This is a genomic window from Acinetobacter sp. IK40 (assembly GCF_035615075.1).
GTDB lineage: Bacteria > Pseudomonadota > Gammaproteobacteria > Pseudomonadales > Moraxellaceae > Acinetobacter > Acinetobacter courvalinii.
In genome coordinates this window covers 557,338-569,700 of sequence record NZ_JANBOE010000001.1, presented here as the reverse complement: position 1 = coordinate 569,700, position 12,363 = coordinate 557,338, and the positions used below count along the sequence as shown (strand labels likewise).

At 43.6% G+C, this 12,363-nt stretch carries 11 protein-coding genes; 2 read left to right on the top strand and 9 right to left on the bottom strand.

Annotated features, from left to right (window positions below; all coding sequences use genetic code 11):
- Positions 1-5 precede the first annotated feature (5 nt).
- Together MSG93_RS02790 and MSG93_RS02785 are read left to right on the top strand one after the other, a co-directional pair.
- Positions 6-905 carry an ABUW_2363 family tetratricopeptide repeat lipoprotein gene (locus MSG93_RS02790; RefSeq protein ID WP_324620458.1) on the top strand — a complete coding sequence of 300 codons (900 nt, stop codon included), beginning with the start codon at positions 6-8 and terminating at the stop codon, positions 903-905.
- Between the two features lie 124 nt (positions 906-1,029).
- Positions 1,030-3,054, top strand: coding sequence for an esterase/lipase family protein (locus MSG93_RS02785; protein ID WP_324620456.1), 2,025 nt, complete (start codon positions 1,030-1,032; stop codon positions 3,052-3,054).
- Positions 3,055-3,104: 50 nt separating this feature from the next.
- Here the strand turns inward: MSG93_RS02785 and ahpF are convergent, their stop codons facing one another.
- From ahpF to MSG93_RS02740, 9 genes are all read right to left on the bottom strand, one after another.
- Positions 3,105-4,670 carry an alkyl hydroperoxide reductase subunit F gene (gene ahpF / locus MSG93_RS02780; RefSeq protein ID WP_005285079.1) on the bottom strand — a complete coding sequence of 522 codons (1,566 nt, stop codon included), beginning with the start codon at positions 4,668-4,670 and terminating at the stop codon, positions 3,105-3,107.
- A 211-nt stretch (positions 4,671-4,881) separates the two neighbouring features.
- Positions 4,882-5,796, bottom strand: a complete 915-nt coding sequence (locus MSG93_RS02775) for a hypothetical protein (protein ID WP_324620452.1) — start codon at positions 5,794-5,796, stop codon at positions 4,882-4,884.
- Positions 5,797-5,824: 28 nt separating this feature from the next.
- Positions 5,825-6,949, bottom strand: coding sequence for a toxic anion resistance protein (locus tag MSG93_RS02770; RefSeq protein WP_005285074.1), 1,125 nt, complete (start codon positions 6,947-6,949; stop codon positions 5,825-5,827).
- A 12-nt stretch (positions 6,950-6,961) separates the two neighbouring features.
- The gene (locus MSG93_RS02765) at positions 6,962-7,738 is read right to left on the bottom strand and encodes a tellurium resistance protein (protein WP_324620449.1); all 777 of its coding nucleotides are present in this window, start codon (positions 7,736-7,738) and stop codon (positions 6,962-6,964) included.
- A gap of 175 nt (positions 7,739-7,913) precedes the next feature.
- Complete coding sequence (locus MSG93_RS02760) at positions 7,914-8,885, bottom strand: putative solute-binding protein (RefSeq protein WP_227614394.1); 972 nt, start codon at positions 8,883-8,885, stop codon at positions 7,914-7,916.
- Positions 8,886-9,059: 174 nt separating this feature from the next.
- Entirely contained in the window at positions 9,060-9,482 is a 423-nt protein-coding gene (locus MSG93_RS02755; protein ID WP_005285065.1) for a PaaI family thioesterase, read from the bottom strand.
- A 48-nt stretch (positions 9,483-9,530) separates the two neighbouring features.
- A complete protein-coding gene (locus MSG93_RS02750; protein ID WP_262474952.1) occupies positions 9,531-10,514 on the bottom strand; it encodes a fatty acid desaturase family protein in 984 nt (327 codons plus the stop codon).
- 125 nt (positions 10,515-10,639) lie between these two features.
- On the bottom strand, positions 10,640-11,437 hold the full coding sequence (locus MSG93_RS02745) for a PaaX family transcriptional regulator (RefSeq protein ID WP_324620444.1): 798 nt from the start codon (positions 11,435-11,437) through the stop codon (positions 10,640-10,642).
- Between the two features lie 109 nt (positions 11,438-11,546).
- A complete protein-coding gene (locus MSG93_RS02740) occupies positions 11,547-12,347 on the bottom strand; it encodes an undecaprenyl-diphosphate phosphatase (protein WP_032867200.1) in 801 nt (266 codons plus the stop codon).
- Positions 12,348-12,363: the final 16 nt, after the last annotated feature.

The window sequence follows — 12,363 nt, the reverse complement described above, 5'->3', positions numbered from 1 at the left end:
TAAGCATGAATTTTAAGCCTTTGGCATTACTTGTACTTTCAACTTCTTTTTTAACCGCTTGTGGCATCGCCCCTGTCAAAAAAGATAAAGCTTCTGAGCCATTTGTATTCAAAGAGCCAGAACCAACCGCACCGTTCTATGCTTTAAATCCAATCAAATATGATGCGCCGCCAAGCTTTGAAGTTGCACTTAAAGATGCTGCAGCCCAGCCTGCGACTAAAATGGTGGTGTCATTACAGAATGACCCGTCAAAAACAACCACATTAGATATCAATAAACTGATCGTTCCGACCATCGACAGTAAACAACGTAATGTTAAATATGCGGTTCTTGCTGGTGAAAACGAAGTCGACGTGACCGAGATTGATGACTTCTTACAACTGGTTGAAGGTAAAGCGCGTCACTATCCACCTCGCTTCCCTGACCGTCAAGAACGCAAGGGCTATGAAGCCAAGTTAAAAGAAACCACGCAAAAACTGGATGCTTTGGCAGAAAAACCAAATGCATCTATTGATGTTCTGACACGTGCCTTTAAAGCAAGTGTAATGGCTCGTAATATGGATTTGGGTACCGCTTATACCACTAAATCCTTGAACTATGCGCAACGTATTCTGGCAATGAACCCGAATGATGCTGAAACAAACTTCTGGTTCGGTTTTGGCCTGTCTGAAGGTGGCGGTCAACGTGAAGCGATTCCTTATTTAGATAAGGCGATGAAAGGTGGTGTTCAAGAAGCTTATCTGTCTGCTGCCAACAATTATCTCTGGTTAGAGCAAAAGAAAAATGCGCTTCAAACCTTAAAGAACTACAAAATCAATTACCCAGATGAAGCTGAGGTCACTGATCGTCTGATCAAGGAAGTTGAATCTGGAAAACGCTGGAATGTGTGGCAAGTATTGAACTAATTACTCGCCCATGCTGTAGTGAAAAATAGACTGTCGTGTACAGTCTATTTTTTTATGGATGATTGAAAAAACATTCGATTTTCGTATTATAGCTACCATCTCCCAGCCAACTTGCTGATTTATAATGCTAGCATTTACCCCGAATCAACGTTTATTTGCGATTAGCCTACTCAGTGCGATGGTAATGAGTGGCTGCCAAGTTGTCAGTCTGAAACAGCAAGACCTGAATGTCACGATTGCGAACGAGCGTAATAGTATTCTGACCCAGAAGAGATTGAGCGAAGCCAGTCTCAATGTGTTGTCAATGTCAGGCAAAGAAGCAAAAGTCTGCATGCAGACACCAGATGAATGTATTGCAGATCTGCATAAAATTCCGCAGATTCAGGACGAGCAGCTGTTATCAACTTCCAGTGAATTATACCTTTCCAAAGCTATGAGTCTGTCTGACTCGTCTGAATGTAAAGTCAGCAAGCTCAGCAAACATAAGGGCGAAGAACAACAAAAAACAATTCAGAAAACCTATGAACAGTGTCTGGATCAAGAGCTTGAAGCCCTCGATAAGAGCATCCGTTATAGTTATGCTTATTTATTTAAAACCGCTCGCCAGCCGCAAGAGCGTATTTTCGATAACAGACAAGTTCAGATCCGGGATTTCTATAATCAGGCCTTGACCAAGCTGGTCAATGTCCATAGCTTAAGAAATCCGGCTAAAACCATTACCCCGACCATTAAAATTGGTAAAAGTACCTATACCATTGATATCCAGTCTTATCAGCGCTTGCAAAACATGCAGCTTGAGAAGTTTATTTCCAGCTATAACATGAACTTTTCCGGCTTAAGAGCGATTAACCGTCGGGATGGTTTCGGCTCGGATTTCGTTGCGGTATTCCCTTCATCAGAGAATGCTGCCCACGGAGACAATAAATATATTCTTGATCCATTAAGCTTTGACTACCCCAATGGTGTTAACCCGAATATTCATAAAGCCCGTTATCTGGCTGCCACCATTATTGCTCAACCCAAGAATGCGGCTGCAACGATCAATGATGTTTTAAATAATCCAAACTTTGAAGTCAAAGTTTATGATCCCTATAGTGTCGAGAAAGTAAGTATTGCCGGAAAAGAATATTCACTGGCAGCCAATTTCTCTGCACCTTATGGTCTATGGTTAGCTGAAAATAACTTAGGCACTGCTGCCTACCTGACCCTGATTGACCGCGATCAGCATCTGACCATGCCGCATCTCTACATGCTTGAACCTTATAATCCAAACAAGAAAGTGATCGTACTGGTGCATGGTCTGGCCAGTAGTCCTGAAGCCTGGATTGCGGTGACTAACGATATTATGGGCGATCCTGTATTACGTGAACATTATCAGGTCTGGCAAGTGTTCTACTCCACCAATATGCCGATTCTGGAAAGCCGTTTTCAAATCTATGCCCTGTTAAAGCAAGCCTTTGCTTCACTGAACCCGAAAGATGCCGCTGCACAGGATGCAGTTTTAATCGGTCATAGTATGGGTGGGATTATCAGCCGGCTTTTAGTGAGCAATGCGGATATTTCCAAAGAGGCACTGACCATGATGAATAGCCGCCAGCAGGCACGATTGCGCAAACATCCGGTGATTGGCGAGCGACTGAAAATGGAACCGATTACCAATTTTGATCGCGCCATTTTCCTGGCATCCCCGCATCGTGGTACAGATTATGCCGATCGCTGGTTTACCTTGGCAGCCCGAAAGATTATCAAGCTCCCTGCGACGTTCTTGACCACTTTGGCGGATACACTTACCAGCGATGACATGGACCTTAAGGAATTTGTCAAAACCCTGACCAATGACGTGATCCAGAATGGCCCAAGTGATCTGAGTAAAAAATCCAAATTTATGGAATTAACTGCCACCATTCCGCCAGAAAAAGGGCTGGTTTTCCATTCCATTATGGGAAATGTCACCAAAAGCAATGATCCAGAGGTTATCACCGATGGCATTGTGCCTTATAAAAGTGCCCATCTGGATGGTGCGGTATCGGAAAAGATTTTCACCGGCGGTCACTCTATTCAGGAAACACCTGAAGCCGTATTGGAACTTCGCCGTATTTTACGTGAACATCTGGTCGATCATGGCTTATATAAACCGACTAAAAACTAAACCCAATAAAAAAAAGCCCCAAATCATTGGGGCTTTTTTTATCAGATTATTTAGACACCTGAACGGATCATATAATCAAAGGCAGACAGTGAAGCCTTGGCACCTTCACCTGTGGCAATGATAATTTGCTTGTAAGGCACTGTGGTACAGTCACCTGCGGCAAATACACCCTTGACACTGGTTTCGTTACGGTCGTTGATCACGATCTCGCCACGGTTGCTCAACTCCACCGCACTGTTCTTCAGGAAGTCAGTGTTTGGCAATAAGCCGATCTGTACAAAGATCCCTGCCAGCTCAACTGTATGTTCAACATCAGTAGCACGGTCTTTATATTTCAATGCTGTCACCTGAGCACCGTCACCGACCACTTCGGTACTTAATGCATTCATGATTACGGTAGTATTTGGCAAGCTGTTTAACTTGTCTTGCAACACCTGGTCGGCACGAAGTTTGGTATCGAATTCAACCAGTGTGACATGCTCAACAATACCGGCAAGGTCAATCGCTGCTTCAACACCCGAGTTACCGCCACCAATCACTGCAACACGTTTGCCTTTGAATAATGGGCCATCACAGTGCGGGCAGTAAGCCACACCACGGGTACGGTATTCGGCTTCACCCGGCACATTCATCTCTCTCCAGCGTGCACCGGTGGAAAGAATGATGGTTTTCGATTCAAGCTTGGCACCATTTTCCAGTTCAACTTCAACCAGACCGTTGGCCGTTTGATCTGCACCTGTGATCTTGCTGACACGTTGCAGGTTCATGATATCCACACCGTATTCACGGACGTGCGCTTCCATATCCTGAGCAAACTTCGGACCAACGGTTTTTTGCACCGTGGTGAAGTTTTCAATGTCCATGGTATCCATCACCTGACCGCCAAAGCGTTCAGCTACGATACCGGTCTTGATGCCTTTACGCGCTGCATAGATTGCCGCAGTACCACCGGCAGGCCCACCACCAATCACCAACACATCAAATGCATCTTTGGCATTGATTGCTGCTGCATCTTTCTCAGCAGAATGGGTATCTAACTTGGCCACGATTTCTTCCAAAGTCATACGACCTTGACCGATATGTTCATTGTCTTGGAACACCATTGGTACGGCCAAGATTTTACGCTCTTCCACTTCATCCTGGAAGAAAGCACCATCAATCATGGTTGCGGTGGTGTTCGGGTTGTTGATTGCAATCAGGTTAAGTGCCTGCACTACATCTGGACAGTTGTGGCAGCTTAGTGACACAAACACATCAAAGTTGGCAGTCAGGTTGAGGCCTTTGATCTGGGCTAAGACTTCATCAGAAACTTTCGGTGCATAACCCGATACTTGCAATAATGCCAGAATCAAAGAAGTAAACTCATGGCCCATTGGCAAACCAGCAAAGAACACACGCGGTTGTTCACCTGCTTTGGCAACACCGAAGCTAGGACGGCGAGCGTTTGAACCGTCAAAACGCGCCGTAACCTGATCAGAAAGTTCTGCGATTTCAGTCACCAGTTCTTTGATTTTCTCTGCTTTGTCTGAGTCATCTAAAGCAGCAACCAGTTCGATCGGACTTTCTAAACGTTCTAAATAAGCTTTTAATTGAGTTTTAATATTTTGATCTAACATGTATTTCTCCAAACCCTAAGACTTTTAAATCGGTCAATTCATTCAATAAGGCTATATTACGTAAAAATGATAAATAGGTAAAACAGTATGTTTTTATGATTTCAATCGAATAAATCCATCAAAAACAAATCGACCAGCACAGCATACTACGGCAACGACGAAGGTTAACGCGGTGCGGTACGCTGTCAGGCGTTCTGAACATAAAAACAGATTAATACTCAAGCTTTTGACTGATCCGATTGCGACGATTTTTTAAATGCTTGGCGAGCATGTATAAAATGGCAGTTAAAGCCAAAACCAGAATAATGACTCCGCACAAGATCACATTCACAATCTGAGAAATACGCTCGGCTTGCTGGGCCCGTAAATCCAGCGGTTGTGTAAGTGCAGTGATGCTTTTACCGTAAAGTTGCTGTTGCATGACCCACAACTGCTCAGGCTTGAAATCGTATTTCTTAAACAAAAGCGGATCATTCTTTTCTGCATCAATCAGCTGATTCATATAGACATTGGCGGTCTTACGATCGGCGGGCTGATGCAATAAGGCCACTTGGGCCAGCACATACGCTTTTTCAGTCGAAGAAATTTCGGCTTGCTGCAAATCCTGAGCAATCTGGCTTTCTACAATATTATTTTGATAACTCATCCACTGCTGATAAGCCTGTTGGGTTTCATCTTTCCAGTCATACTGAATGTAGCTTAAACCAGACCAGAGTAAGATAAATGCAATGATCCATGCCAGAAAGCGTTGCGTCCAAGCCTGAAAACGCTGCTGAAAAAACTTGAGTTTTTTTGCCCAGCTGACCAGAAAAAATGCCCCAACAAATGAAACCAGGATTTTCAGGAACAGCCAGCCGACCCATGACAGTAAATTAAATAAATAATCGACAGGTTGCTTGAAAGGAACAAGCTCCTGGACATGATAAGGCAAATCGAGTACCTGAACATGCATGGAAAGATCGAAGAAACGATAGATCAATTCTTTTTGAAAAAATAGCGATGCAATGGTAACAAGCGCCAGAGTACTACTTAGAAAAAACCAGATCATTAAATGACGCTGACGTTTTTTTAACACATCTAAACGCTGGCCAAGCGGCTGTACACTAAAATCGTCTATCGGTGACAATGATCTTTCCTTCAAAAAATTAATCGTATCAAGATTGAGGTGGCTGGCTATTCTCCAGCACCAGATGATTCAGACTATCCTGTAAGGCCCGTAACCGTGTCGTGGCTTCCGCACGTTTCTGCATGCCTTCTTTCTGGATCTGAATCACATCATTTACTGTTTTAATGAGGGTGTTTTGGACATGTTCAAGGGTTTCCACATCAATCACTGAACGCTGATTGGCTTTAGCCGTATCAACCGAGTTTTGATGAAGTAACTCTGCATTACGGCGTAATAACTCATTGGTGGTGTCATCAATGGCTTTGGCAAGCTGTACGCTATTCTTTTGCTCCTGCAATGAAATTGCCAGACTAATCTGGTTTTTCCAAGCTGGTAAAGTGATGTTTTTAATCGCATAGAATTTATCGACCAGCATTAGGTTATTCGACTGGATAATGCGGATCATGGGCAATGTTTGCATCGCAGACTGTTGTAACACCTGTAAATCACTGACCCGTTTTTCCAGATTATTGGCTAAGTGATTCAGATCATAAATCTGCTGTGTGGTCTGCTGGTCCTGCTCTTGAGCAGTCAAAGCCGAAATCTGCTGCTGGATATCCTGTTGCTTCAACTGACCTGCTGCGATATACACACCTAGCTGCTTGTATTCATCCTGTACGGCATCAAACATTTTATCGAGCGTACCAACCCGTGCCTTCAAGCCAGATTGCGAGCTTTCAATTTCCTTAACCAAAACATCGATCTGTTCTTTGGTGGTATTAAAATGCTGATCAAAATTTTGTTTGGCGCTTTTAAACTTGCTGAGTAGGCCACCTAAAAAACCCGAGCTTTTTGATTTATTCAAAATGCTAGACGTATTCAGCTGCTGGGCGACCTGCACCACTTCATTGAGTTTTTGCCCGGTGTTATCCAGATCTTTATTCTGCACCAGACTCAGCAATTCATCCGTATAGGTTGAGGTCTTGTTGGCAATATTTTTGCCATATTCAGCCACAACAGTCGGACTCATCTCTGCCAGCTCTTTATGCGCATCCATCACCTCGGCAAGGTCGTGCGGCTGTAAACCCAGCTCTTTCAGGTTAAGCTGCTCGAAACGTTGCTCAGTTTTGAGTTCAAGTTCATGAGATACTTTGCTAAGTTCTGAATCTGACATGGTATTCCCCTCTTATTTCTGTAATGATTTTTTCAAATTTTGAATCAGGTTTTCTCGGCTCTTGTCCAGTTGCTCAATGGTCGACGATGACCCGGACTCACGACTTTGCTTCAAATGATATTGCCATGCAGGAATTAACACCTGTTGCGCTTCCTTAAAACGGTCTAACAGACTAAACGACAAATGCTGGGACAATTGCATCTGCTTCATCGCAATATCATTGCTGCTCTGTAAGGTTTGTAGCGTATTCACTTTTTTTGACAGGCGCTCGACAAAATGGTCCAGCACTTGCTGCTTGCTAAATTGAGGATATTCTTTTAAAAACTCATCCGCGGCCTGAATATAGGCTGCCATCTGCTCACGCAAACCCAATGCCTGTTGCAGACGTGACTGCGATTTCTGGATTTCTATCTGCAAGCGCTGACTCAGGTGATTGGCTTCCTGAATCAGACGATCTAAATCTTTGAGATATTTGACTTGACCCGCATCATATTCGACATCAATCCCCAACCATTTTTGCAATGCATTGAAGCGACGTCCACCCAGATATTTTTTTGAAAGCGAAAGCTGCTGAATAATCTGGCTAATCACTTCGCTCAATTGCTGATTCAGTTTAGGATCAACACCATTGAGCAAAACACTCTGGGCTTGTACCAAATGATCTGCATAATGATTTAAACGATGTGGATCGTTTAATAAAGGTACTAAATCATTACGCTTGATCGCTAAAATATGTTCTTGATTTGACTCAATTTGCGATAAAGGTATCAAGTCGGGCGGTATCGTCATATAAGTTAAAAATCGTGGGTACAAATAAATTTGGACAGCTTTAGTTGTAGCATGTTCTGGCAGTTTCGCCTACAGCATTGTTGTTATGTTTTTTAAAATATATGGCCTGATTAAAAAGCAAAAACCCTCTAAATTACAAACAATAAAGAGGATTATGCCGAGCCTAATTCATGATTTATTCATCATTCAGTGCACATTCAAAACTATTTGGATTTTGCTTGCAACGGACCTTCTTCAAGAAGTTCATCATTTTCGGATCATAAATCCCGGCCTTGGTCAGGGAAATACGTGCCTCACGCATCATTTTCATATAATTCACCTGCTCTTCAGGGGAAATATTCATCCAGTATCTGGCTGGGATTTCCTTTTCATATTTGGCGATTATATTAAAGGTACGGCCCAATTGACCTGCCACCCATTCACGTGACTTTTGTCCAAAACCTGCCGGAAACTTATCCTTGCGAATAATAAAATTTGCCGAGATTTGCGTGAGCGGGAATTTTACGATGCCGCCTTTATCGCCTAAACCTTTATAAAGTTCAAAAGGCTTATAGGCCACAATCGGTGCAGGCACGATATCAATCTGGTGATTATTGAATTTGGCACCGGCATTGGTCACATCAACCGAAACTGCTTGGGCACCGACCTGAGCCACCAGCTTCGGCTGTGCCTCATCATAGGCAAATACCCCGACCTTCTTTCCGGCAGCCTTGGCTAGGGTATTGATACTACGGTCAGAAACAAACAGATAAGCAGGCCCAATGGTACCAAGCCCGGCAATTTCATAAGGTCCATTGATCATGCTTTTTGCAGCTTGTGGCTTGGACAAGATTTGATAGGCTAAAATTGCCGTTTTTAAATCGGTCAGTGCACCAATCGCATCTAGAGAACCGACATATTTATTGAACTGTCGGCCACGTAAGCCACTGATAATCGCTCCATCGCATTGCCCGACCTTCAGATCTTCTGCAGCCACACGCTCATCGACATAGGCACGTAAATCGATATCAGCCCCCCATTTCTTGGCTTCAAGCGCATAATCCTTTGCCAATGCAAAAGCATCGCCCGATTTACCCACAGGATCGAATACACACACTGTTTGCTTGGCCTGTGTAGCGACTGCACATCCTAGCAATGCCAAAGCCATCAAACCGTTTTTAATGATCATTCCGTTCTTCCCGAATCAGATTGGTTATCTATTGATCACACCTGATTGAGCCGCATGATCCTATGACATGTTTTATTTTTTTAAGTGATTTGCCGTCAATAAAAACCGAGTAGATCCTGCAGATCAGCTGAATCATTGACCCGTTCTAGATATTCAGTCAGATGATTTTTGTGGTAGCGCATAAGTGCCAATCACATGGGCCACAGGTTCTTCATCATCCAGTGAATATAACCAGACTTCGCCCGTAACCAAGGTTTTACCCACTTTTATCAACTTACAAACAGCTCGAATATCGCGATTGCCATTTGGTTTACGAAAAAAGTTAATGGTCATATTGGTGGTCACCGCCATCGCAACCAGACCTAAATGTCCCAAAATGGCAATGTACAGCACGTAATCCGCGACCAGCATTAAGGTCGGCCCAGAAACCGTCTGACCTGGCCGTAAATCACCTGTATCAACACGATAAAGCAGCTGTGCTCCTCTGGGTGTAATTTCTTCAATGCTACTTTTCATTAGTGCTTGCGGAAATTCTTGTGCCAGAAATCCCATGATTTGGTCTTTTGTTGCTGCCATGCGTTCTTCCCTTGCTTCTGTTGTTTGATCCCTGCTTGTCACGCTCATTTAATCTGTCTGACTGGAAAGCTGATTTAATACCTGCCAATAGCTTGGCGGTTCAGCCACATGTCCACGTTCACGTAGCATTTGATGCACTTTTGGCAATTTAAAATAAGGGACCGCTGCCATCAAATGATGTTCTTTATGATAGTTCACATTGATCGGAGCAACCAAGGCGCGTGCCAGAAAGCCCGCTTTGGTGGTCCGGGTATTGGTTAAGGCACTGTGACTGGTCTCCATGCCAGCATGCTCTGCCATTGAACGGACTCTGAGAAATAAAGGAAATGGGGTTAAATATGCCACCACCCACAATGCATAAAGTTTAGGATGACCTGCCGCCCATAGCGCTGAAAATAGCGCGGCATTGGTGGCAATTGCCCCACCACTATTCTTTAAAAAGGCTTTAGGATAATCAGTCCAGTGTTTGCCTTCCTGAGAAATCCAGCGACGGTCATTGGAAACTGTCCACTCCATTTTCTCAATATCCATCAGCACACGACCGACCGCAAACTTAAATCCGGTCACTCCGGTTAAGTCACGCATAAATTTGCGCATCAATGATTTCTTAGAGGTGGGAAAACCCGCGACCAGTGATAGATCGGGATCATCTACTGTCGAGGTTTTGCTGTGATGACGCATGTGATGGGCACGGTATTTATGTAAATCATTCCAGATCGGACGCGCGCATAACCAGTCAGTGAATGTGTCATTCAGCCATTTGGTTTTAAACAGGCTCTGATGTGAGGCATCATGCATGATAATCGCCAAGGCCAGCTGACGTCCTGCCAAAATGACCAGTGCTGCTATGCACATCAGTAATTTACCCCAAGCGGGCAAATATTGCCATGAACTGGCTACGGCAGCAAAAGTCCCGCCAATCACGGCCCAGGTCGAGAACACCGCCCAACTGCCATGCAAATCTGATTTTGCTGTGAGTTCAGTAATTTCCTCTCTACTGAATAAGTCACTAATTGCAACACGTGTATTCATCTGTTTACCCTGCCTGGAGCTGTCTATTTTTATAAAACTACACAATTTATATTTTTATTCTAAACTTAGTAATATTTCTGTCAATAAATTAAAATTAAAATAGATGTAATATTTGTAATCAGAGTTTACTCGACATGGCTTTCATAAAATTTGCGCCATGCGTCCAGTCCAGTCTGATCCAGCTGTTGTACACTTGCAGCGAATTGCTTGCGCAGTTGCACATCTACAAAATCTTCTGGCAATAAAGGATCATTCATCAATAAAGAAATGGTCTGTCGCCCAAGCAATAAAGACTCTCGAGCAGCATCCTCTAAGGAGAGTTGCGATACAGTCGCTAACCACTGCTGAATCATCTGGGCATATTTTTCATAATTCTGGTTTAAGGTCTCGGTTGCCCAAAGTTTTGGCAAATTCGCTAAAGTTGTCGCATCAAAATGATTGATTTGACAGATCTTGGCAGACTCTTCCAGTCCCGAAGACTTCAGTTCGGAAAAAAGCGCATCAAAACCAATAGCCAGATTATCCGGACGGATATAAATTCCCTGTTCCAGCTCTTTAAAACCAAAATGCTTGAGTGCTCTTTCACGCCGATTTAAAGCGGTACGGTCAACACGCCCTAACGCTCCGGTTAATACTGCCAGATATTGATGATTCCAGTTCTTGGTCTGTTTAATGCCTTGTTTACGGTTTAGCATGACATCAGCCCATTCATGCGACTGCACCGTAAACTGATAGATACCGCGCTCAATTGCTTCAATCACGCCATCACTGGACAAGCGGGTCACTGCGACGCGAATGCTGTTCTCACTAATATCAAATAGTCTGGCCGCCACAATAATCTGCTTAATTGAAATTGCACCGCCTTGTAAGCCCAGCAGTAAATCTATTATTAAATCACGCGCATTCATTTTAGCTATTGTCATGTTGCAGTCGAACCGATCTGGAAATATGAAAGATGAGATATAAGAGATTGAAATCTTAACTGAGAATCTTCCTTTTAGCATGTGCCAAAAGGAAGAGTTTTTTTATTATTTATAGGAAAACAAACAGTAAAATAATACCGAGTACAATACGGTACCAAGCAAACACACGTAAGGTATGACGTTCAACAAATTTTACCAGGGCGCTAACCACAAATAGTGCCGAGATAAAGGCCGCGACAAAACCTACCGCAATATTCAGCATATTGTCTTGCGTCAATACATCCGCATTACGTGCCAGGTCAAATACTGCTGCGCCCAACATGGTCGGCATCGCCAGAAAGAATGAAAATTCGGTTGCGGCTTTACGAGACAAGCCTGAGAACATCCCCCCAACAATGGTCGCGCCTGAACGCGAAGTTCCCGGAATCATGGCCACACATTGTGCACAGCCCACAAGAAACGCTTGCTTATAGGTAATCTTGGTTGCATCCGTGGTTTTATGCTCAAATTTAATCGACTCCACCCAGAAAATGATCAGACCACCGACTATTAAAGCGACTGCAACCACCAGCGGACTAAACAGGACACTCTTAATAAAATCGACTGCAAATACCCCGATCACCACCGCTGGAATAAATGCCAGTAAAACGCTAAAAGCAAAATGCCGTGCTTCTGCATCGCCACTAAAAAAACCTTTGATCAGGTCAAAAATCTTTTGTCGATATAACCAGCACACCGCCAGAATTGCACCCAGTTGAATCACCACCTCAAACACCCGACCATCATCGGAATGAAAGTCGATCATATGACCAAATAAAATCAAATGACCGGTACTTGAAATGGGCAGGAATTCGGTTAAACCCTCAATAAAGCCTAAAAACAAGGCTTTTAAAATTTCAATATGTTCCATAAATTACTCAAAAGCA

Excerpts from the sequence above, each read along its gene's own strand:
- MSG93_RS02790 (WP_324620458.1), top strand. The coding sequence starts at position 6 with ATGAATTTTAAGCCTTTGGCATTACTTGTACTTTCAACTTCTTTTTTA.
- MSG93_RS02745 (WP_324620444.1), bottom strand. The coding sequence starts at position 11,437 with ATGACAATAGCTAAAATGAATGCGCGTGATTTAATAATAGATTTACTG.
- MSG93_RS02785 (WP_324620456.1), top strand. The coding sequence starts at position 1,030 with ATGCTAGCATTTACCCCGAATCAACGTTTATTTGCGATTAGCCTACTC.
- MSG93_RS02765 (WP_324620449.1), bottom strand. The coding sequence starts at position 7,738 with ATGACGATACCGCCCGACTTGATACCTTTATCGCAAATTGAGTCAAAT.
- MSG93_RS02750 (WP_262474952.1), bottom strand. The coding sequence starts at position 10,514 with ATGAATACACGTGTTGCAATTAGTGACTTATTCAGTAGAGAGGAAATT.
- MSG93_RS02755 (WP_005285065.1), bottom strand. The coding sequence starts at position 9,482 with ATGGCAGCAACAAAAGACCAAATCATGGGATTTCTGGCACAAGAATTT.
- MSG93_RS02770 (WP_005285074.1), bottom strand. The coding sequence starts at position 6,949 with ATGTCAGATTCAGAACTTAGCAAAGTATCTCATGAACTTGAACTCAAA.
- MSG93_RS02740 (WP_032867200.1), bottom strand. The coding sequence starts at position 12,347 with ATGGAACATATTGAAATTTTAAAAGCCTTGTTTTTAGGCTTTATTGAG.
- ahpF (WP_005285079.1), bottom strand. The coding sequence starts at position 4,670 with ATGTTAGATCAAAATATTAAAACTCAATTAAAAGCTTATTTAGAACGT.
- MSG93_RS02760 (WP_227614394.1), bottom strand. The coding sequence starts at position 8,885 with ATGGCTTTGGCATTGCTAGGATGTGCAGTCGCTACACAGGCCAAGCAA.